Origin of the sequence: Kitasatospora sp. NPDC059146 (genome assembly GCF_042786665.1) — a bacterium.
Taxonomy (GTDB): Bacteria; Actinomycetota; Actinomycetes; order Streptomycetales; family Streptomycetaceae; genus Kitasatospora.
In genome coordinates, this window is the sequence record NZ_JBHZCY010000059.1 from 23,578 (window position 1) to 44,785 (window position 21,208).

Annotated in this window: 16 protein-coding genes; 13 read left to right on the forward strand and 3 right to left on the reverse strand. The window is 75.6% G+C overall.

The window, feature by feature from the left end; all coding sequences use genetic code 11:
* Window positions 1-106 precede the first annotated feature (106 nt).
* Together ACFXPX_RS24055 and ACFXPX_RS24060 are read right to left on the reverse strand one after the other, a co-directional pair.
* Window positions 107-529 (reverse strand): MarR family winged helix-turn-helix transcriptional regulator, encoded by a 423-nt coding sequence (locus tag ACFXPX_RS24055; protein WP_375892035.1) that lies wholly within the window; start codon window positions 527-529, stop codon window positions 107-109.
* A gap of 43 nt (window positions 530-572) precedes the next feature.
* Window positions 573-1,868 carry a M48 family metalloprotease gene (locus ACFXPX_RS24060; RefSeq protein ID WP_375892033.1) on the reverse strand — a complete coding sequence of 432 codons (1,296 nt, stop codon included), beginning with the start codon at window positions 1,866-1,868 and terminating at the stop codon, window positions 573-575.
* Between the two features lie 170 nt (window positions 1,869-2,038).
* Between ACFXPX_RS24060 and ACFXPX_RS24065 the strand changes: the two genes are divergently transcribed.
* From ACFXPX_RS24065 to ACFXPX_RS24095, 7 genes are all read left to right on the forward strand, one after another.
* Window positions 2,039-3,178: a CapA family protein gene (locus ACFXPX_RS24065; RefSeq protein WP_380643164.1), complete on the forward strand. Its 1,140-nt coding sequence runs from the start codon at window positions 2,039-2,041 to the stop codon at window positions 3,176-3,178.
* Between the two features lie 415 nt (window positions 3,179-3,593).
* Window positions 3,594-4,340, forward strand: coding sequence for a 2,3-dihydro-2,3-dihydroxybenzoate dehydrogenase (locus ACFXPX_RS24070; RefSeq protein ID WP_380523168.1), 747 nt, complete (start codon window positions 3,594-3,596; stop codon window positions 4,338-4,340).
* Window positions 4,341-4,401: 61 nt separating this feature from the next.
* Window positions 4,402-5,613: an isochorismate synthase DhbC gene (dhbC, locus tag ACFXPX_RS24075; protein WP_380586948.1), complete on the forward strand. Its 1,212-nt coding sequence runs from the start codon at window positions 4,402-4,404 to the stop codon at window positions 5,611-5,613.
* Entirely contained in the window at window positions 5,610-7,280 is a 1,671-nt protein-coding gene (locus tag ACFXPX_RS24080) for a (2,3-dihydroxybenzoyl)adenylate synthase (RefSeq protein WP_380643166.1), read from the forward strand. The genes dhbC and ACFXPX_RS24080 overlap by 4 nt, the downstream gene beginning before the upstream one ends.
* Window positions 7,281-7,333: 53 nt before the next feature.
* The gene (locus ACFXPX_RS24085; RefSeq protein WP_380643168.1) at window positions 7,334-7,984 is read left to right on the forward strand and encodes an isochorismatase family protein; all 651 of its coding nucleotides are present in this window, start codon (window positions 7,334-7,336) and stop codon (window positions 7,982-7,984) included.
* A 5-nt stretch (window positions 7,985-7,989) separates the two neighbouring features.
* On the forward strand, window positions 7,990-8,223 hold the full coding sequence (locus tag ACFXPX_RS24090) for a phosphopantetheine-binding protein (protein ID WP_380523144.1): 234 nt from the start codon (window positions 7,990-7,992) through the stop codon (window positions 8,221-8,223).
* A gap of 56 nt (window positions 8,224-8,279) precedes the next feature.
* Complete coding sequence (locus tag ACFXPX_RS24095; RefSeq protein WP_380643170.1) at window positions 8,280-8,975, forward strand: AMP-binding protein; 696 nt, start codon at window positions 8,280-8,282, stop codon at window positions 8,973-8,975.
* A 107-nt stretch (window positions 8,976-9,082) separates the two neighbouring features.
* Here the strand turns inward: ACFXPX_RS24095 and ACFXPX_RS24100 are convergent, their stop codons facing one another.
* On the reverse strand, window positions 9,083-10,261 hold the full coding sequence (locus ACFXPX_RS24100) for an amidohydrolase (RefSeq protein ID WP_380643172.1): 1,179 nt from the start codon (window positions 10,259-10,261) through the stop codon (window positions 9,083-9,085).
* Window positions 10,262-10,378: 117 nt separating this feature from the next.
* Here ACFXPX_RS24100 and ACFXPX_RS24105 point away from each other — a divergent pair, with 117 nt between their 5' ends.
* The 6 genes from ACFXPX_RS24105 (at window position 10,379) to ACFXPX_RS24130 (ending at window position 21,153) form a co-directional block, all read left to right on the forward strand.
* Window positions 10,379-17,869, forward strand: coding sequence for an amino acid adenylation domain-containing protein (locus ACFXPX_RS24105; RefSeq protein ID WP_380643174.1), 7,491 nt, complete (start codon window positions 10,379-10,381; stop codon window positions 17,867-17,869).
* The gene (locus tag ACFXPX_RS24110; RefSeq protein ID WP_375892016.1) at window positions 17,862-18,047 is read left to right on the forward strand and encodes an MbtH family protein; all 186 of its coding nucleotides are present in this window, start codon (window positions 17,862-17,864) and stop codon (window positions 18,045-18,047) included. The genes ACFXPX_RS24105 and ACFXPX_RS24110 overlap by 8 nt, the downstream gene beginning before the upstream one ends.
* Window positions 18,044-19,438, forward strand: coding sequence for a DHA2 family efflux MFS transporter permease subunit (locus ACFXPX_RS24115; RefSeq protein WP_380643176.1), 1,395 nt, complete (start codon window positions 18,044-18,046; stop codon window positions 19,436-19,438). The genes ACFXPX_RS24110 and ACFXPX_RS24115 overlap by 4 nt, the downstream gene beginning before the upstream one ends.
* Window positions 19,439-19,490: 52 nt before the next feature.
* Window positions 19,491-20,075: a hypothetical protein gene (locus ACFXPX_RS24120; protein ID WP_380643178.1), complete on the forward strand. Its 585-nt coding sequence runs from the start codon at window positions 19,491-19,493 to the stop codon at window positions 20,073-20,075.
* Window positions 20,076-20,086: 11 nt separating this feature from the next.
* Window positions 20,087-20,476, forward strand: coding sequence for a Uma2 family endonuclease (locus tag ACFXPX_RS24125; RefSeq protein WP_380643192.1), 390 nt, complete (start codon window positions 20,087-20,089; stop codon window positions 20,474-20,476).
* Between the two features lie 125 nt (window positions 20,477-20,601).
* Complete coding sequence (locus ACFXPX_RS24130; RefSeq protein WP_380586928.1) at window positions 20,602-21,153, forward strand: YceI family protein; 552 nt, start codon at window positions 20,602-20,604, stop codon at window positions 21,151-21,153.
* The last annotated feature ends 55 nt before the right edge of the window (window positions 21,154-21,208 follow it).

The window sequence follows — 21,208 nt, forward strand, 5'->3', positions numbered from 1 at the left end:
CCCCGGGGCGGGCGGGGCCGGGGGCGGAGGCGCTGGTGAGGAGGGGCCGGCGAGAGGCCGGAGAGGGGGGCCGGCGAGGGGGGCCGGGGCGCGGGTGCGGGCCCGGTCAGTCCTCCTGGCCGTAGCGGGCCAGGTACGCGGCGAAGCGGGCGACGTCCTCGTCGGACCATTCGGTGAAGCGGGCGGTGAAGGCCGTCCGGCGCTGCTCGTTGGCGTCCCGCAGCAGGGTGAGGCCGCCCTCGGTGGCGCGCAGGATCTGGCCGCGCTGGTCGTCCGGGTCGGTCTCGCGGCGCAGCAGGCCGAGCTTCTCCAGCGCGGTGACCTGGCGGCTGACGGTGGACTTGTCGAGCATGAAGTACGCGGCCACGTCGGCGGCCCGGCAGCCGCCGCGCTCGGTGATCAGGTCGAGGATGCTGTACGTGACCAGGGAGAGGTCGGGGTGCAGCTGGGAGGCCTTGTGCCGGGCACGGCGGGCGAAGGCGGTCAGCTCGCGCTGGATGGTGTCGATGGACGACTCGCGGCCGGGCACGGCGTTCCTACCTCCTCGGGATTTGTTGCACTATACAACGGATTTACCCCGGGGTCGCGCGTCTCTCCGCCGCCGGGCCGCCGTTCGCGGGGTCCGGCGGGTCCTGCCCTACCCGCCCTGCCTGCCAGGCGCGGGCCGCCGCGATCCGGCGGGTCGCACTCGGGTGAGTGGCGAACAGTAGCTCAAGCAGCCTCGGCGGGTCGACATCCGAGACGTTCACCACCGCCAGTCTGCGCTGCATCGCCACGAACTGCTCGGCGTCCCCGGTCAGTTCGAGGGCGTGCCGGTCCGCCCTGGCCTCGATCCGGCGGCTCACCGCACACTGCACCGGCCCCGACAGCGCGCCGATCAGCGCCGCCGACGCGGCCAGCAGGGGCAGCGCCCGGGGATCCGCCGCGTCCGCGGCCCCGGCCGCCGCCAGCAGCGGCCGCCAGTTCGCCAGCAGGCCCAGCAGTACCACCGCCACTGCGGCACCCAGCGCCCCGAGCGCCGTACCGACCGGCACGTCCCGGTGCTTGACGTGCCCCAGTTCGTGCGCCACCACCAGCTCCACCTCGCGCGGCTCGGCCGCCGTCAGCAGGGTGTCGTACGCGACGATCCGACGGGTCGCGCCGAACCCGGAGACGTACGCGTTCAGTGCGGTGGTCCGCCGGGAGGCGTCCGCCACCAGGACGTCCCGCACCCGCACGCCGTCCCGCTCGGCCAGCGCCAGCAGTGCCGTCCGCAGCTCGCCCGGCGGCATCGGGGTGAAGCGGTTGAACACCGGCTCGATCAGCAGCGGGTGGAGGAAGGACAGCGCGGCCGTCAGCAGCGCCGCCGCCCCCGCCGCCGGGAGCCACCAGTGCCGCGGGGACCACCCGGTCAGCGCGAACAGCCCGAGCACCAGCGGCAGGACCAGCAGCAGGGTCAGCCCGAGCGAGCGCACGGCGTCCAGCGCCCAGCCCGCCCAGCCCTGGGTCACCAGGCCGAACCGGGCCCGGACGGCCCGCGCCCCCGCCCCGAACGGCAGTTGCAGCGCCTGGCCCAGCACCACCAGGGCAGCCGCGCCCGCCAGCACCCCGGCCGTCCGGGAACCGCCGAACCAGCGGCCGGTGGCGGTCACCAGCGCGGCACCGGCCGGGGTCAGGCCCAGCACCAGGGTCAGCGCCAGGCCCGCCAGGCGGCCGCCGAGCGCCCACGGCAGCTGGGCGCGGCGCAGCGCGCGGCCGCGGGCGCGCTCGGCGGGGGTGAAGTCGGGTGCGGGGGTCGCGCCGGGGGTTGGGGCTGGCGCTGGGGTGGGCTCGGGCGTCGTCATCGGCGGGGTGGCTCCGGCGGGGGTGAGGGTGGGCGGGTCCAGCATGTCCTACCGCAGGCGGCGGGCGCCCACGCGTCGCGCGCGTTCGCGCGGGGTCGTCGCTTGTCGGCCCGCTGGTGTCCTCCTGTGTCCGGAATGTTGTGGATGCGGGCACAAGCGGTGCCGATTCGGTGGCGTAGGCTGACCGCTTGCATCGACCTCGGGGGGAACCACTCATGCGCCGTGCCGCGGCTGCCGTCGCCGTGCTCGTCGGCCTGACCGTCGCCACCGCCTGCGGGCCGGACGACCCGGCACCCGGTTCGGCGTCGACCGCCCCGTCCGCCGCGGCGCCCCCGGCCTCCGCCGCCGCGACCACCGGTACGGCCCCCGCAGCCGCCCCCACCAAGGGCGGCGCGCCCCGCCCGGACGGCACCATCACCGTCGCCTTCGCCGGAGACGTCCACTTCGAGGGCCGGACCGAGCCCCGGCTGTCCGTCCAGCCGCCCGAGCAGGCCCTCGGCCCGATCTCCCGCACCCTCGCCGACGCCGACCTCTCCGTGCTCAACCTGGAGACCGCGATCACCGGGCGCGGCGCACCCGAACCGAAGACCTACACCTTCCGCACCACGCCCAAGGCGCTGTCCGTGCTCAAGGACTCCGGCGTGGACGTCGTCTCGATGGCCAACAACCACGCCGTCGATTTCGGCGCCGACGGCCTCACCGACACCCTGGCCGCCAAGGACTCCTCGCCCGTCCCGGTGATCGGCGTCGGGCACAACGCCAAGGAGGCGTACGCCCCGTACGTGACCACCGTGCGCGGGGTGAAGGTCGCGGTGGTCGCCGCCAGCCAGGTCGAGGACATCACCAACCAGAAGTGGCGGGCCGGCGCCAACAAGCCCGGCATCGCCTCCGCCCTGGACGTCCCCGCGCTGGTCGCGGCCGTGCAGGCGGCCAAGCAGCAGGCCCCGGTCGTCCTCGTCTACCTGCACTGGGGCGAGGAGGGCAAGGCCTGCCCGACCGCCGCCCAGACCGCCGTGGCCAAGAAGCTCGCCGCCGTCGGCGCCTCCGCGGTGGTCGGCACCCATGCCCACACCATGGTCGGCTCGGGCATGCTCGGCAACACCTACATCGGGTACGGCTTCGGCAACTTCCTCTGGTACGGCACCTCCAACTACGCCTTCTCCAACGAGACCGGCGTCACCACCCTCACCCTCGCCGCCGACGGCAAGGTCAAGGGCGAGGCCTTCGCCCCGGCCACCATCGACGACAAGGGCATCCCCCAGCCGGTCACCGGCGCCGCCGCCGAGGCCGCCCTCAAGCGCCGCGACGGCCTGCGCGGCTGCGCCGGACTCACCCCGCCCCCGGCCGCCCACTGACGACGGCCGTCCACCGGCGACGGCCGTCCACCGAGACGGCGGTCCGTACATCAACGGGTGAGCGGTCAACTGGAACTGACCACCCGTAGAGCATCGTTGCGACGCCCGGTCGAGGGCGGCATCGACGCGAACCCCTTAGGGCCCGCATTCGGACTCCCGCAGACGGGAGTCCGAAGGCGGGCCCTGGAGCCCCTGAGGCCGCTCGTCCCGTCGTCGGGGCGGGCGGCCTCTTCGCGTGCCCGGGCGGATCGGGACGCAGCAGGACGGCCGGGCGGATTGACGACGGCCCAGGTGTCGGAATCTGTCGAACGGGCTATCGGCGTAGGCGAACAGATGTGTTAGGTTAGGCTTGCCTAACATTGCTGGTCGGAGGGGAAGTCCTGTGGAACGGTCCGAATTCGCCGGTGTCGTCGCGATGGTCACCGGGGCCGGACAGGGCATCGGCGCGGCCGTGGCCCGGGCGCTGGTCGCCGAGGGAGCCGTCGTCGCGGCGGTGGACCGGGAGGCCGGCCCGCTCGCCGGGGTCGCGGCGGAATCCGAGGCGCTGCACCCGTACGCCCTGGACGTCTCCGACGCCCGAGCGGTCGACAGCGCAGTAGAATTGATGGAGCGTCAACTCGGCCCGATCGGCGTACTGGTGAACGTCGCCGGAGTGCTGCGACCCGGCCCGGTCGTCGAACTGTCCGACGCCGACTGGGCGGAGACCTTCGCCGTCAACAGCACCGGGGTGTTCCACACCGGCCGGGCGGTCGGCCGCCGGATGGCCGAGCGGGGGCGGGGCGCCGTCGTCACCGTGGGCTCCAACGCCGCCGGGGTGCCGCGGGCCGGGATGGCCGCCTACGCGGCGTCCAAGGCGGCGGCCACCATGTTCACCCGCTGCCTCGGCCTGGAGCTGGCCCGCTCCGGGGTGCGCTGCAACGTCGTCTCGCCCGGGTCGACCGACACCCGGATGCAGCGCGGGCTGTGGGGCGAGGACGCCGAGGCGGCCGAACAGCGCGTGATCGAGGGCGACCTGGCGGCCTGGCGGGTCGGCATCCCGCTCGGGCGGATCGCCGAGCCCGCCGACGTCGCGGAGGCCGTGCTCTTCCTGGCCTCCGACCGGGCCCGGCACATCACCATGCACGACCTGTACGTCGACGGCGGCGCGACCCTGCGCGCCTGAGGCACCCCCGGGCATCCGCCGACCGCAGACCGTAGACCCGTCCCAGACTGGAGAGACCACCGTGACCACGGTGCACCACGCCCCGCCGACCCCCACCGACGGCGGCCCCGACCGAACCGCCATCGGCGCGGCCAGCGGCCTGCTCGGCCAGTACCGGGCCGCCGACGACGAGGCGTTCCTCGCCTCACCGACCCGCACCCTGCTCGCCGCGGGCGTGCACGCCCGGGTGCCGCAGGACGCCCGCCCGCTGCCCGTCCGGGTCGCCGAGACGCTGGCCGGGGCACGCCGCGACGGGGTCGAACGGCCCCTGGTGGTCGGTGCGGTGGCCTTCGACCACGGCGGCCGGGACGAACTCGCCGTCCCCGCCCGGGTCCGGTCCGCCGGGGCGCTGCGCGACGACCCGCTGATCGCGCTGCCCGCGCCGCGGGCCGCGCAGGCCGGTTGGCGGATCCGCTCGGTCCCGGAGCCGGAGGCGTACGGTGCGGGCGTCGCGGCGGCCGTCGAGCGGCTGCGCGGCGGGGAGTTGAGCAAGGTGGTGCTGGCCCGCACGCTGGAGCTGACCAGCGACCGGCCGCTCGACCTGCCGGCCGTGCTGCAGCGCCTGGCCCGGCGCGACCCCGGCGGCTACACCTTCGCCGTCCCGGCCGGCGCCGGCAGCACCCTGATCGGCGCCAGCCCCGAACTCCTGCTCTCCCGCCGGGGCACGGCCGTGCTGGCCAACCCGCTGGCCGGCTCGGTGCCGCGCAGCGAGGACCTCGGCGAGGACGTCCGGCGCGCCGCCGCGCTGCTGGAGTCGCCCAAGGACCTGCACGAGCACGCCGTGGTGGTGGACGCGATCCGCGCGGCGCTGGCGCCCTACTGCCGGAACCTGGACGTGCCGGAGCGGCCCACCCTGGTGCGGACGGCGGCGATGTGGCACCTGGCCACCACGATCAGCGGTGAGCTGGCCGACCCGGCCGTCTCCGCCCTGGAGCTGGCCTGCGCGCTGCACCCGACCCCGGCGGTCTGCGGCACGCCGACGGACGTCGCCCGCCGGGTGATCGGCGAGATCGAGCCCTTCGAGCGGGGCCTGTACACCGGCATGGTCGGCTGGGGCGACGAGAGCGGCGACGGCGAGTGGGTGGTGACCATCCGCTGCGCGCAGGCGCAGGACCGCACGCTGCGGGTGTACGCGGGCGCCGGGGTGGTCGAGCAGTCCCGGCCGGAGGCCGAACTCGCCGAGACCAGCGCCAAGTTCCGCACCTTCCTGGAGGCCGCGGGGGTGGCGCTGTGACGCCCCTGGACGAGGTGCTGGACGGATTCACCCCGTACCCGGCCGACTTCGCCGAGCGCTACCGGGCGGCCGGCCACTGGCGCGGCGAGACCTTCGGGCGGATGCTGCGCGAGCGCGCCGCCGCGCACGGCGACCGGATCGCCGTGGTCGACCCCGGCGGCCACTCGGTGGCGGCGGGCGAGCGGCGCTGGACGTACGCCGAACTCGACCGCCGGGCCGACCGGATGGCCGCCGGGCTGCTCGCCCGCGGGCTCCGGGCCGGGGACCGGGTGGTGGTCCAACTGCCCAACGCCGCCGAGTTCTTCGAGGTGGTCTTCGCCCTGTTCCGGATCGGTGCGCTGCCGGTCTTCGCGCTGCCCGCGCACCGCTACGCGGAGATCTCGCACTTCTGCGCGTTCACGGGCGCCGTGGCGTACGTCGTCCCGGGCGTCGAGGGCGGCTTCGACCACCGCGAACTCGCCACCCGGGTACGGGAGGAGAACCCGGACCTGCGGCTGGTGCTGGTGGCCGGCGAGGACCCGGGCGAGCACCTGCGGCTGGCGGACGTGCCCTGCGACGGCCCCGGACCCGCGCGCGAACCCGAGCCCGGGGACGTCGCGTTCCTCCAGCTCTCGGGCGGCAGCACCGGGGTGCCGAAGCTGATCCCGCGCACCCACGACGACTACATCTACTCGCTGCGCGGCTCGGTCGAGCTGTGCGCGCTGGACGGGCGCAGCGTCTACCTGTGCGTGCTGCCCGCCGCCCACAACTTCCCGCTCAGCTCGCCCGGTTCGCTCGGCACGCTGTACGCCGGCGGCCGGGTGGTGCTCTGCCCGCAGCCCAGCCCCGAGACGGCCTTCCCGCTGATGGCGCGCGAGGGCGTCACCGTCACCGGGCTCGTCCCGCCGCTCGCGCTGCTGTGGCTGGACGCCGTGGAGCGCGGCGCCCGCGGCCACGAGAGCCTGGAGGTGCTGCTGGTCGGCGGCGCCAAGTTCAGCGAGGAGGCGGCCCGGCGGGTCGGCCCGGTGCTGGGCTGCACGCTCCAGCAGGTGTTCGGGATGGCCGAGGGTCTGGTCAACTACACCCGGCTGGACGACCCGGAGGAGCTGATCGCCACCACCCAGGGCCGGCCGATCTCCGCCGACGACGAGGTCCGGGTGGTCGACGACCAGGACCGCGACCTGCCCGACGGCACCACCGGGCACCTGCTCACCCGCGGCCCGTACACCATCCGCGGCTACTGGAACGCCCCCGGGCACAACGCGGCGTCCTTCACCGCGGACGGCTACTACCGCACCGGGGACCTGGTCCGCCGGCTCCCCAGCGGCCACCTGGTGGTCGAGGGCCGGGCCAAGGACCAGATCAACCGGGGCGGCGAGAAGGTCGCCGCCGAGGAGATCGAGAACCACCTGCTCGCCCACCCGGCCGTGCACGACGCGGCGGTGGTGTCGATGCCCGACCCGTACCTCGGCGAACGCACCTGCGCGTACGTCGTGCTCCGTGCCGAACACCGCGAACAGCCGCCGAAGGGCGTGGAGTTGAAGCGCTTCGTGCGCGGGCGCGGACTGGCCGAGTACAAGGTGCCGGACCGGGTGGAGTTCGTCGACGCCTTCCCCGCCACCGGGATCGGCAAGGTCAGCAAGAAGGACCTGCGGGCCGCCATCGCGGCCTCCCTCCCCGCATCGTGACAGCCCCCCGTCTACCCCCCATCACCCCCGTGAATCCGAGGAGTTCGACCATCGTGGGCCTGCCCCGCATTCCCTCCTACCCGCTGCCCACCGCCGGGGAGCTGCCCGCCAACCGGGTCTCCTGGACGGTGGACCCGGCCCGCGCCGTGCTGCTGGTGCACGACCTGCAGAACCACTTCCTGGACGCCTTCCCGGGCGACGCCGCGCCCCTGCCCGAACTCCTGGACAACGTCGCCGCGTTGACCGCCGCGGCCCGCGCGAGCGGGGTGCCGGTCCTCTACTCGGCGCAGCGCGGCGGGCAGAGCCCGGCCGAACGCGGACTCCAGCAGGACTTCTGGGGCCCCGGCATCCCCGACGACCCGCGCGCCACCGCGGTCGCCGACGCCGTCGCCCCGGCCGAGGGCGACACCGTCCTCACCAAGTGGAAGTACAGCGCCTTCGTGCGCACCGAGTTGGAGCAGCTGCTGCGCGAGCAGGGCCGCGACCAGCTGGTGATCACCGGGGTCTACGCCCACATCGGCGTGCAGGCCACCGCCTGCGACGCCTGGATGCGGGACGTCCGGGCCTTCGTGGTGGCCGACGCGGTCGCCGACTTCGGACCGGACGAGCACCGCGCCGCACTGGAGTGGATCGCCGGGCGGTGCGGGGCGGTCACCACCGCGGACGTCGTACGCGCGGCGCTGGACGGGACGGACGGGAAGTGACGGGCGTGGACGCGACCGGTTTCACGGTGGAGCGGATCCGGGGCGAGGTCGCCGACCTGCTCGGCGAGGACCCGGCGGACATCCCGCTGGACGAGAACCTGGCCGACTGGGGGCTGGACTCGATCCGGCTGATGACCCTGGCCGAGCGCTGGCGGGCCGAGGGCGCCGAGGTGGAGTTCGTACGGCTGGCGGAGCGGCCGTCCGTCGAGGCCTGGGCCGAACTGCTGGGCGTGGCCTGATGGAGGCGGTCGTACGGGAGGCGGGCGCGGGCCCGGCCGGCGCGGGGGGCCCTTCCGTGGAGGAGGGCCCGGCCGGGCTGCTCGCGGCGGAGGGGCTGGTCCTGCCGGAACCGGTGCGGTCCGGTCCGGCGGTCGAGTACCCGGCCACCACCGTGGTCGGCCCGGTCGAGGCCCAGGCGGCCCGGACGCCGCAGGCGCCGGCGCTGGTGCTCGCGGACGGCGGGGTGGTGACGTACCGGGAGCTGAACGCCTCGGCCAACCGGCTGGCCCGGGCCCTGGCCCGGCGCGGCGCCCGGCCGGGTGCGGTGGTCGGGCTGACGCCCGCCGGCCGTCCGGAGGAGCAGCTGACGGCGGTGCTCGCGGTGGCCAAGTCCGGTGCGGCGTGGCTGTCGTTGGACCCGGCGGACCCGCCCGGGCGGCGGGACTGGCTGCGCGCCGAGAACGAGCTGGTCTGCGTGCTGGGGGAGGGGGCACCGGGTGCACCGGGCGGCCTCGACACCACCGGCGAGCTGGACACCGACCCGCCGCGCGCGCTCACCCCGCAGCACCTGCTCAGCGTCGGGTACGGCCCGGGCGGGCGCCCGGCCGCCGTCCGGCTGACCCACGCCGAGGCGGACCGGCGGGTGCGCGAGCTCCAGGCCGCCCACCCGCTCGGGCCGGGCGACCGGGTGCTGCAACTGCGGCTGCCGCACTGGGGCTTCCTCTGGCCGCTGCGGACGGGCGCGGCGGTGGTGCTGGCGGGCGGCGGCTGACGGATGACAGCGAACAACTTTCAGCGAACAGATGATGAAAGATGAAATCTGTTCGCTGAAAGTTGTCATCTGTTATCTGTCGGCTGTTGTCCGTCAGCTGTCAGTCATCAGCCGTTGGCCGTCAGCTGTCGGCCGCCCCCCGCCGCCAGGTCCATCGCCGTCCATGCCATCGCCACCGCGCCGTCCAGCAGGGCCCGTTCGGCCTCCGCCCCGAGCGCGGCCTCGGCGAAGGCCGCCTCGTGCGGTGCGCAGGAGCCCCCGGTGATGTCCAGGACCGGATGGATGGAGGGCACCACGTGCGAGACGTTCCCCATGTCCGTGCAGGCGAACGGCGCGCGCTCGACCGGTTCCGGCCGGCCCAGCGCCGCCGCGTTGGCGCGCCAGTGGGTGAGCAGGGCCGGGTCGGAGCGCATGTCCAGGTAGTCCGGCTCGGGCCTGGTCAGCTGCACCTCGCAGCCGGTGGCCAGCGCCCCGGCCCGGAAGCAGTCCTCGACCCGCGCCCGCAGGTGGGCGAGGTCCTCGGCCGCCGAGGCGCGGATCTCGTACTCGGCGCTCGCGCTGTCGGGGATCAGGTTCGGGGCCGTCCCGGCCGCGGTGGTGATGCCGTGCACCCGCCACTGGGGCGGGAGTTGCTGCCGCAGCAGCCCGAGCGCGACCTGCGCGACGGTGAGCGCGTCGGCGGCGTTGCGGCCCTCGTGCGGGTTGAGGCTGGGGTGGGCGGCGCGCCCGGTGTAGCGGACGGACAGGGTGCCCAGAGCGAAGGAGCGGAAGTCGGCGACCTCGACCGGGCAGGGGTGCACCATCATCGCCGCGTCCACCCCGTCGAAGGCTCCGGCCTCCAGCAGCAGGGCCTTGCCGGCCCCGCGCTCCTCGGCCGGTGCGCCGATCACCCGTACGGTGAGCCCGAGTTCGTCCGCGTACGGGGCGAGCCCGAGCGCCGCGCCGACGCCGGCGGCGGCGATCAGGTTGTGCCCGCAGGCGTGCCCGAGGCCGGGGAGGGCGTCGTACTCGCAGACCAGCGCGACGGTGACCGGCCCGCTGCCGAGGCTCGCGGTGAACGCGGTGGCCAGGCCGTGGGCGGGTGCGGTGACCGAGTAGCCGTGGGAGCGCAGCAGTTGGGCGCACCAGGCGGCCGCCCGGTGCTCCTCGAAGGCGGTCTCGGGGTGGGCGTGGATGCGGTGGCTGAGCGCCAGCAGGTCGGCCGTGTGCGCGTGGACGCGTTCGCGGACGGCCTGCTTGGCCGCGCTCGGCGCCTGGTTCTCGGGCTGATTCCGAGGCTGGGTCATGGGCGTCTCCGGGATGTCAGGGGCGCGGCCGCACGAGGCCGTTGACCAGATCGTATGAAGTTAGATTAGGCTAACCTAAGTAAGGCGTTCCGGACCCCCCGAGGAGCTCTCCGCACCATGCCCGCCGTCGAAACGCAGCCCGTCGATCAGCAGCCCACCGGGGCCCGGTCCGCCGACGTCCCGCTGCTCGCCGCCCAGGCCGCCGTCTGGTACGCCCAGTCGCTCGACCCCGCCAGCCCGGTCTACAACACCGGCGACGCCGTCGAGATCACCGGACCGCTCGACGAGGAGGCCTTCGAGGCGGCCCTGCGGCAGACGGTGGACGAGGCCGAGGCCCTCGGCGCGGTCGTCGTCACCGGCCCGGACGGCACCCCGCACCAGCGCCTGACCCCCGGTCACCGCTGGCCGCTGCACCGCCTCGACCTGCGGGCCGCCGAGGAGCCGTCCGCCGAGGCCGAGGCCTGGATGCGCGCCGACCTCGCCCGCCCGGCCGACCTCACCACCGGCCCGCTGTTCACCCAGGCGCTCATCCGGCTCGCCGACGACCAGCGGATCTGGTACCGCCGGATCCACCACCTCGCCGTCGACGCCTACGCGTTGACCCTCCTCGGCGACCGCGTCGCCGCCCACTACACCGCCCGCACCACCGGCGCCGACCCCGGCCCCAGCCCCTTCGCCCGCCTCGCCGAGGCCGCCGCCGAGGAGGCCGCCTACCGCGCGGGCGAGGACTACCGCACCGACCGCGCCCACTGGTCCGCCCACCTCGCCGGCACCGACGCCCCGGCCGTCCTGCCGGGCACCCCCGCCGCGCACCCCGGGGCCGCGCACCCCGGGGCCGCGCACCCCGGGGCCGAGCACTCCGGGCCCGAGCGCTCCGGGCGCCCCGGGGCCGAGTCGACCCCGCTGCGGCTGACCGCCACCCTCCCCGCCGGAACCCGCGAGCGCCTGGAGCGTGCCGCCACCGCGGCCCGCGCCACCTGGGCGGAGCTCCTCCTCGCCGCCACCGCCGGCTACCTGCACCGCCTGACCGGCGCCCAGGACGTCCTGCTCGGCCTCCCGCTCGCCAACCGCCGCGGCCCCGCCGCCCTGCGCACGCCCGTCGCCGCCGCCAACGTGCTGCCGCTGCGCCTGGCCGTCCGCCCCGCCGACACCGCCGAGGACCTGCTGCGCCAGGTGGTCCGCGCCCTGCGCACCGCCCGCCGCCACCAGCGCTACCCGCTGGAGGACCTGCGCCGCGACCTCGGCCGCACCGGCGGACGCCGCGCCCTGTTCGGCCCGATGGTCAACATCAAGGCCTTCGAGGCCGACCTCGACCTGGCCGGCCTGCCCGGCGTGGTCCGCAACCTCGCCGCCGGACCGGTCGACGACCTCGCCGTGAACGTCTCGCCCGGCCCCGACGGCGGCCTGCGCCTGCTCCTCGACGCCGACCCGGCCCGCCACGGCGCCGACTCGCTGGCCGCCCACCGCGACGGCCTGCTGCGCTACCTCGACGCCCTCACCGAGCTGCTGCTCACCGACCCGACGACGCCGATCGCCCGGATCGACCTGCTGGACGCCGACGCCCTGCGCCGCGCCACCGAGGGCCGCACCGAACCCCCGGTCGAGCGGACCGTGCCCGAGCTGTTCTCCGCCCAGGCCGCCCGCACCCCGGCCGCCGTCGCCGTCCGCTGCGGCGAAACCGCCCTCACCTTCGGCGAGTTGGAGAGCCGGTCCGACCGCCTCGCCCACCGGCTGCGCGGCCTCGGCGTCCACGGCGGCGCGCCCGTCGCCCTCGCCCTGCCGCGCAGCGCGGACACCCTGGTCGCGATGCTCGCCGTGCTCAAGGCCGGCGGCGCCTGCGTCAGCCTCGACCTGGCCCACCCCCGGCAGCGGCTCGCCGCCGTGCTGGCCGACGCCCGCCCGGTCTGCGCCGTCGGCACCCCCGAGGCGCTCGCCGACCTCGACCTGCCGCCCGGCCTGCCCACCGTACGGCCGTCCGACGCCGAGGCCCCCGGTGCCACCGAGGCCCCCGGTGCCACCGCGGCCCCCGTCACCGCCGAGGCCCCTGAGGCCCCCGGGAGCCCCGAGGCGCCCCTGCCGGCCCCGCGCCTCCACGACGCCGCCTACGTGCTGCACACCTCTGGCTCCACCGGCCGCCCCAAGGGCGTGGTCGTCACCCACGCCTCGTTCGCCAACCTGCACGCCGGCCACGGCGAGGACCACATCGCCCCCGCCGTCCGCCGCACCGGCCGCGAGCGCCTGCGCATCGCCCACAGCGCCTCCTTCGCCTTCGACGCCTCCTGGGACCCGGTGCTGTGGATGGTCCACGGCCACGAGCTCCACCTGCTCGACGACGCCACCTACCGCGACCCGGCCGCCCTCGCCGCCCACCTCCACCGCGAGCGCATCGACTACCTCGACCTCACCCCCTCCTACCTCGAAGTCCTCCTCGCCGAAGGCGTGCTGGACGAGGACCGGCACCGCCCCTCGGTGCTCGCGGTCGGCGGCGAGGCGACCCCGCCCGCCCTCTGGCAGCGGCTCGCCGCCGTCCCCGGCCTGCACCCGATCGACCTCTACGGCCCCACCGAGACCACCGTCGACGCCTACGCCTGGACCCCGGGCCCGGACGGCGCCCCGACCGGCCGGGTGGTGCGCGGCTCCCGCGCCTACGTCCTGGACGGCTCGCTGCGCCCCGCGCCCGACGGCGTGACCGGCGAACTGTACGTGGCCGGTGCCTGCCTGGCCCGCGGCTACCTCGGCCGCCCCGACCTCACCGCCGAACGCTTCCTCGCCGACCCCTTCGGCCCGCCCGGCGACCGGATGTACCGCACCGGCGACCTCGCCCGCCGCCGCCCCGACGGCACCCTGGAGTTCCTCGGGCGCGCCGACGACCAGGTGAAGATCCGCGGCTTCCGGGTCGAACCCGGCGAGATCGCCGCCGTCCTCGCCCAACTGCCGGGCGTGGCCCAGGCCGTGGTGATCGCCCGGCCCGGGCCGCAGGGCAAACGACTGCTCGGCTACGTCGTCCCCGCCACCGGTGGACTCTCGACCGGTCAACTCCCCACTGGTACCGTCTCCGGCCCCGACCCCGAGGCCCTGCGCGCCGCGCTCGCCGCCCGCCTGCCCGCCCACATGGTCCCGGCCGCCGTCCTGCTGCTGGACGAACTGCCGCGCACCGCCCACGACAAGCTGGACCACCGCGCCCTCCCGGAGCCCGCCGCCACCACCCCCGGCGCGGCCGCCGCCACCCCGCAGGAGGAACTGGTCTGCGGGCTGTTCGCCGACGTCCTCGGCCTGCCCGCCGCACCCGGCCGGGAGGAGTCCTTCTTCGACCTCGGCGGCCACTCCCTGCTCGCCGGTCGGCTGGCCGCCCGGCTGCGCGAGACCTTCGCCGCACCGGTCGCCTTCGCCGACGTCTTCCGCCACCCGACCCCGGCCGCCCTCGCCGCCCTGGTCCGGCCCGCAGCGCAGGACGGGCCCCCCGAGGCCGGGCCCGCCGAACCCCGCCCGGCCCTGGTGCCCGCGCCCCGCACCGAGCGGATGCCGCTCTCGCCCGCCCAGCGCGGCCTCTGGTTCCTGCACCGGCTCGAAGGCCCCAGCCCCACCTACAACATCCCGCTCGCCCTCACCCTCACCGGCCCGCTCGACCGCGCCGCCCTCACCCTCGCCCTCGGCGACCTCACCGCCCGGCACGAAGTCCTGCGCACCGTCTACGGCGAGGAGCCGGACGGCACGCCGTACCAGCGGATCCTGCCGCCCGCGCCGGTCGAACTCCCGGACGTCGAGGGCGAGCTGTCCGAGGCCGTCCGGTACGCCTTCGACCTCACCGCCGAACCCCCGCTGCGCGCCACGCTGTTCGGCCACGGGCGCGAGCGGCACACCCTGCTCCTGCTGCTCCACCACATCGCCGGCGACGGCGCCTCCACCACCCCGCTGCTGCACGACCTCGCCGCCGCCTACACCGCCCGGCAGGCCGGGCGCGCGCCCGAACTCGCCCCACTGGACGTCCAGTTCGCCGACCACGTGGCCTGGCAGCGACAGCTGCTCGGCACCGTGGACGCACCCACCCCGCTCGCCGTACGGCAGACCGAGCACTGGCGCACCGCCCTGGCCGGCCTGCCCGACCAGCTCGACCTGCCCACCGACCGCCCCCGCCCGCCGCTGGCCGGACACGACGGCGCCACCGTCCCCTTCGCCCTCGGCGCCGCGGCGCACACCGCCCTCGCCGCGCTCGCCCGCGCCACCGGCGGCACCGTGTTCATGGCCGTCCAGGCCGGCCTCGCCGCGCTGCTCACCCGGCACGGCTGCGGCACCGACATCCCCGTCGGCACCCCGCTCGCCGGGCGCGAGGACGAGCGGACCGCCGCCCTGGTCGGCTACTTCGTCAACTCCGCCGTGCTGCGCACCGACACCGCCGGCGACCCGTCCTTCCGGGAGCTGCTCCGGCGCGTGCGCGGCACCGTGCTGGCCGCGCACGAGCACGCCGACCTGCCCTTCGACCGCCTGGTCGAGGAGCTCAACCCGGCCCGCTCGCTCGCCCGCCACCCGCTGTTCCAGGTGATGCTCGCCTGGCAGAGCCGCGCCGACGAACCCCTCGCGCTCGGCGGCGGCCTGACCCCCGAGATCGCCGCGATCCCCAGCGGCACCGCCAAGTTCGACCTCACCCTCAACGCGGGGGAGCGGCCCGGCGGCGGCATCGGCGGCTTCCTGGAGTACCGCACCGACCTCTTCGACCCCGCCACCGCGACCGCCCTCGCGGACCGCCTCACCCGGCTGCTCACCGCCGCCGCCACCGCCCCGGACACCCCGATCGGCCGGCTGCCGCTGATCAGCGCGGAGGAGCGCCGGCGCGCCCTGGTCGAGTGGAACCTCACCCCGTCCGCCGCAGCCGTGCCGACGGCGCCCGTGCCGGCGGCCACCGACCCGACCGCCACCGACCCGACCGCCACCGACCCGACCGCCACCCTGCCCGAGCTCTTCGAGGCCGCGGCCGCCGCCAACCCGCGTGCCGTAGCGATCAGTTGCGGCGACGACCGACTCGACTACACCGAACTCTCCGCCCACGCCGACCGCCTGGCCCGCCTGCTGGCCGCCCACGGCATCGGCCCCGGCACCATCGTCGCGCTCGCCCTGCCCCGCTCGGTCGACCTGGTCGTCGCCCTGCTCGCGGTCGCCAAGTCCGGCGCCGCCTACCTCCCGCTCGACCCCGACTACCCGGCCGACCGCCTCGCCTACATGCTGGCCGACGCCACCCCCGCCGCCCTGCTCACCGACCGGGCCACCGCCCCCCGGCTGCCCGTCCACGACGTCCCCCGACTCCTGGTCGACGGGCCGGAGTCGGCGCGGTACCCGGCCACCCCGCTCGCCCAGCACGAACGCACCCGTCCGCTGCGCGCCGAGGACACCGCGTACGTCATCTACACCTCCGGCTCCACCGGTCGGCCCAAGGGCGTGCCCGTCACCCACCGCAACGTCGCCCGGCTGTTCAGCTCCACCGACCACTGGTTCGGCTTCGACGCCCAGGACGTCTGGACGCTCTTCCACTCCTACGCCTTCGACTTCTCGGTCTGGGAGTTGTGGGGCGCGCTGCTGTACGGCGGCCGACTGGTCGTCGTCCCGCACCTGGTCAGCCGCGACCCGGCGGCCTTCCTCGACCTGCTCGCCCGCGAGCGCGTCACCGTGCTCAACCAGACCCCGTCCGCCTTCTACCAGCTCAGCGCCGCCGACCGCGACCGTCCCGGCAGCGAACTCGCCCTGCGCTACGTGGTGTTCGGCGGCGAGGCGCTCGAACTCGGCCGCCTCGACGACTGGTACTCCCGGCACCCGCAGGACGCCCCGACCCTGGTCAACATGTACGGCATCACCGAGACCACCGTGCACGTCTCGTACATCGCCCTCGACCGGGCGAGCGCCGCCGCGACCAGCAGCAGCACCATCGGCGTCAACATCCCCGACCTGCGGGTCTACGTCCTCGACCAGCACCTCCAGCCCGTCCCGCCCGGCGTCACCGGCGAGATGTACGTCGCCGGGGCCGGCCTGGCCCGCGGCTACCTCGGCCGCCCCGAACTCACCGCCACCCGCTTCGTCGCCGACCCGCACGCCGAGCTGTTCGGCGAGCGGGGCACCCGGATGTACCGCTCCGGCGACCTCGCCCGCCGCCGGGCGGACGGCGTGCTGGAGTACTTCGGCCGCGCCGACCAGCAGGTGAAGCTGCGCGGCTTCCGGATCGAACTCGGCGAGATCGAGGCCGTGCTGGCCGCCCACCCGGCCGTCGCCGACGCCGCCGTGGTGGTCCGCGAGGACACCCCCGGCGACAAGCGCCTGGTCGGCTACGTCGTGGGCACTTCCCCCACGGCCCCCACCGCCCCCACTGCCTCCACCGCCCCCACCGCCCCCGCCACCCCCACCACCCCCGCCGCCTCGCCCGAGGACCTGCGCGCCCACGCCGCCGCCGAACTGCCCGCCCACATGGTGCCCTCCGCCGTGGTCCTGGTCGACCGGCTGCCGCTGACCGCCAACGGCAAGCTCGACCGCCGGGCCCTGCCCGCCCCCGAGGCCCCCGCCGCCGGAGCCGGCCGCCCGCCCCGCAGCCCGCGCGAGCAGCAGCTCTGCCAGCTCTTCGCCGAGGTCCTGGGCCTGGAGGCGGTCGGGGTCGAGGACGACTTCTTCGCGCTCGGCGGCCACTCCCTGCTGGTGGTCCGGCTGGCCGGCCGGATCCGCGAGGTGCTCGGCCTGGAGGTCGGCATCGGCGCGCTGTTCCAGGCCCCCAGCGTGGCCGCGCTCGACGCCGCCCTGTCCGAGGGCGCCCCCGGCGCCGACGCCCTGGACGTGCTGCTCCCGCTGCGCCCCACCGCCCCCGGCCGCCGGGCCCCGCTGTTCGCGATCCACCCGGCCGGCGGCCTCAGCTGGTGCTACACCGGCCTGATCCGCCACCTCCCGGCCGACGTCCCCCTCTACGGCCTCCAGGCCCAGGGCGTCGGCGCCGCCACCGTCGGCGAACCGCTGCCCGCGACCATAGAGGAGCTGGCCGCGCACTACGCCGACCGGCTGCGCGAGGTCCAGCCCGAGGGGCCGTACCGGCTGCTCGGCTGGTCCACCGGCGGGATCATCGCCCACGCCGTCGCCGTCCGGCTCCAGGAGCTCGGCCAGCGGGTCGAACTGCTCGCGATCCTGGACGCCTACCCGGCCGAGGGCTTCCGCGAACTGCCCGTCCCGGACCAGGCCGAAGCCCTGGAGGCGCTGCTCACCATGGGCGGCTTCGGGCCCGACGACCTCGCCGGGCAGCCGCTCGAACTCGACTCCGTCATCGAGCTGCTGGGCCGCGAGGGCAGCCCGCTGGCCGGGCTGGACCGGTCCACCGTGACGGCGCTCAACGAGATCTACCTCAACACCAACCACCTGGTGCGCGGCTACGACCACCGCCCCTTCCACGGCGACGTCCGGTTCTTCCGCGCCACCGTCGACACCATCGACGAGACCCTGGTGCCCGAACTCTGGGCCCCCTACGTGACCGGCCGGATCGACAACACCGACGTGGCCTGCTCGCACAAGGACATGACCCTGCCCGCCCCGATCGCGCACATCGCGAGCGTGATCGCCGACCACCTGGAGAACCCCGACCATGAGTGACGCCCCCGCCAACCCCTTCGACGCCGACGGCGAGTTCCTGGCCCTCGTCAACGGCCAGGGCCAGCACTCCCTGTGGCCCGCCTTCGCCGCCGTCCCGCCCGGCTGGGGCGTCGCCCACGGCCCCTGCGCCCGCCCCGACGCCCTCGCCTGGATCACCGCGCACTGGACCGACCTGTGACCCCTCCCGCCGTCGCGTCCCCGGCGCGCCCCCTGCTCGCGGGGCGCGCCGCCGTGGTCGTCGTGTACACCGCCGCGATGTGCATGAACGGCCTCGACTCGACCATCGTCAACCCCGCGCTGTACCGGATCGCCGAGGACTTCGGCCGGCCCGTCCCGGCGGCCAACTCCGTCGAGACCGCCTTCCTGATCGGCCTCGCCCTCGGCCTGCCGGTGGCGGGCTGGCTCGGTGACCGGTACGGCGTGAAGCGGGTCTTCCTCGGCGCGCTCGCCGTCTTCACCCTCGCCTCCGCACTCTGCGCCGCCGCCCCCGGCCTCGGCACCCTGGCCGCCGCCCGCGCCGTCCAGGGCGTGGCGGGCGGCCTGCTCACCCCGGTCGGCATGACCCTGCTGTTCCGCGCCTTCACGCCGGAGGAGCGCCCGCGCCTGGGCCGGATCCTGATCGTGCCGACCGCCCTGATGCCCGCCCTCGGACCGCCCCTCGGCGGCTTCCTCACCGAACACCTCTCCTGGCACTGGCTGTTCCTGGTCAACCTGCCGGTCGGCATCGCCGCCGTGGCACTCGGCCTGGCCGCCCTGCGGACCGAACCGGAACCCCCGGCCGGCCGCTTCGACACCTGCGGCTTCCTGCTCGCCACCCCGGGCCTCGGCCTGCTCACCTACGCCCTGGGCTTCGGCCCGGCGCACGGCTGGACGGCGCCCGCGGTCTGGCTCAGCGGGCTCGCCGGAGCCGCCCTGCTCGGGCTCGCGGTACGCAACCAGCTCCACTCGCCTGAACCGCTGGTGGACCTGCGGCTGCTCGCCGACCGCTCCTACGGCGCGGCGAGCTGGCTGGCGCTGCTCACCTCGGCCGGTCTGATGGGCGCCCTGTTCGTGCTGCCGCTGCTCTACCAGGCCGCCCGCGGCGCCACCGCCCTGGACGCCGGGCTCAGCGTCTTCCCCGAGGCGATCGGCCTGATGGCCGCCTCCCAGGTGGTCGACCGGCTGCTGCCCAGGCTCGGCCCGCGCCGCCTCGCCCTGCCCGCCCTGCTGCTGGCCGCGGCGATCCTCGCCGCCCTCGGCCTCGCCGAGAACCCCTGGGCCGTACGGGCGTTGATGTTCGCCGTCGGACTGGTGCTGGGCACTGCCGTGCTCACCGTCCAGATCGCCGGCTTCGCCGACGTCCCGCCGCCCGCCATGGGCAGGGCGATGGCCCTGTTCACCATTCTGCGCACCCTCGGCGGCGCCATCGGCATCGCCGCCACCGCCGCCCTGATCGGCGCCCTCGGCGACGGCGCCGACCCCGCCCCCTACCGGCTCGCCCTGGCCCTCACCGCCACCTTGGTCGCCGCCGGAGCCCTCCTCGCCCGCCGCCTCCCGGCCCAGGGCCCACCCCCGCCCCCGGAGGGCTGAGGGGCCCGGAACGCGGCTGCGCCGCAGGTCAGTCCTGGTGCATCATCGGGGGATGACGAACGCTGCCTCCTTCCGCGAGCCCGGCAACTGGCTCGGCGGGTTCTACGAACTGGCCATCGAGGTCGGCCCCACCGGTGACGACGACCGGCTGGCGGCCGCCCTCGCCGCCGTCTGGACCGCAGCGGGCGTCGAGGGCTGCGTCACCGGCCGGGACGCCGAACCCGAGGAGCAGCCGGAGGCCCCGTGCACCCTCGCCTCGCTGGCCGGGACCGGCCATCTCCAGGGCCGGGTCCGGCTGCCGGAGGGGCAGTTGGTGGTGTGCGGGTGCATGGTCGTCCGGGAGGAGGACGGCAGCGACTGGCTCGACTTCTACGTCCCGACCGGCGCCCTGGACGCGGCCGGGGTGCCGGCCCGGGCCGGTCTGATGTCCTACCGGTCGGCCGTCCTCGACGACTGGCTCGCCTCCGTCGCCACCGAGGCCCACCGCACCGTGTCCTTCCCCCTCGCCCTGGTCGGCTGGGAGGTCTCCGGCAGCACCGACGCCGCCACCCTCGCCGGCCGCCCACCGGCCCACCGCACCGTCGGCTACCTCCTCCCGCAGGGCGGCAGCCTCCATTACGCCCAGGCCAACGCCTGACCCCGGTCCGGCTGGAGGCTCGCCCGTCCGCTCGGTCCGCTGCCGTACGGTGGCCGGAAGTCGGTGCTGTCCGCAATCCCGACCTGACCTACCTGCCGGAGGGCGTCATCGACCTGGCAGGCCACACCATTCCGGCCGAGCTCGCGCTGATCGCGGTCGAGGTCGTCTCCCCGTCCAACCCCGAGAACGACTGGACGGGGAGGGTCCGGGACTACCCGCGGATGGGCTTCCCGCTCTATCTGATCATCGACCCGCGTCAGAAGACCGTCACCCTGTTCTCGGAGCCGAACCGCGACCGCTACCACACCCGTACCGAGCGGGAGTTCGGCGAGACGATCCGGATCCCCGAGCCGTTCGGCTTCGAGCTGGACCTGGCGCGGCTGGTCCCGTACCGGGACTGAGAGGGCTTCACCCGTTGGCGGGAACTTGGCACGGTGGTGCCGCGCGGCGGGCGGGGTGATACTGCATTGGGCTGACACCTTGCAAGCTGACGCCCGGACCCCGGGCCACCCCTTGGAGGTACTTGATGACCGTTTCGCTTCCCGAGCTGACCGGGGACTACGTCCTCGACCCCGCGCACTCCCGGATCGGCTTCGTCGCCCGGCACGCCATGGTGACCAAGGTGCGGGGCGCGTTCGGGCAGTTCGAGGGCACCGCGCACCTGGACGGCGCCGATCCGACGCGGTCGACCGGCCAGGTGGTGATCAAGGCCGAGAGCATCGACTCCGGAGTCGAGCAGCGCGACCAGCACCTGCGCACCAACGACTTCCTGGACGCCCCCAACTTCCCGGACATCACCTTCCGTTCGACCTCGGTCGAGGCCAAGTCCGACACCGACTACCGGGTCACCGGTGACCTCACCATCAAGGACACCACCCGCCCGGTGGCCATCGACTTCGAGTACACCGGCAACGCGGTGGACCCGTACGGCAACTTGCGGGTGGGCCTGGAGGGTTCGGTGACGATCAGTCGCAAGGAGTTCGGCGTGACCTGGAACGCGGCGCTGGAGGGCGGCGGCGTGCTGGTCGGCGACAAGGTGGTGCTGGAGTTCGACATCTCCGCGATCAAGCAGAGCTAGCGAGGCGGAGAGAGGCGAGGCGAGCCGGCGCTCCCTCCCGAACACCGTCCGGGAG

What these genes read in the sequence shown, in the direction of transcription:
- ACFXPX_RS24060 (WP_375892033.1), bottom strand. Translation starts at nt 1,868, where the DNA reads ATGCTGGACCCGCCCACCCTCACCCCCGCCGGAGCCACCCCGCCGATG.
- ACFXPX_RS24065 (WP_380643164.1), top strand. Translation starts at nt 2,039, where the DNA reads ATGCGCCGTGCCGCGGCTGCCGTCGCCGTGCTCGTCGGCCTGACCGTC.
- ACFXPX_RS24070 (WP_380523168.1), top strand. Translation starts at nt 3,594, where the DNA reads ATGGTCACCGGGGCCGGACAGGGCATCGGCGCGGCCGTGGCCCGGGCG.
- ACFXPX_RS24100 (WP_380643172.1), bottom strand. Translation starts at nt 10,261, where the DNA reads ATGACCCAGCCTCGGAATCAGCCCGAGAACCAGGCGCCGAGCGCGGCC.
- ACFXPX_RS24105 (WP_380643174.1), top strand. Translation starts at nt 10,379, where the DNA reads ATGCCCGCCGTCGAAACGCAGCCCGTCGATCAGCAGCCCACCGGGGCC.
- ACFXPX_RS24110 (WP_375892016.1), top strand. Translation starts at nt 17,862, where the DNA reads ATGAGTGACGCCCCCGCCAACCCCTTCGACGCCGACGGCGAGTTCCTG.
- ACFXPX_RS24120 (WP_380643178.1), top strand. Translation starts at nt 19,491, where the DNA reads ATGACGAACGCTGCCTCCTTCCGCGAGCCCGGCAACTGGCTCGGCGGG.
- ACFXPX_RS24130 (WP_380586928.1), top strand. Translation starts at nt 20,602, where the DNA reads ATGACCGTTTCGCTTCCCGAGCTGACCGGGGACTACGTCCTCGACCCC.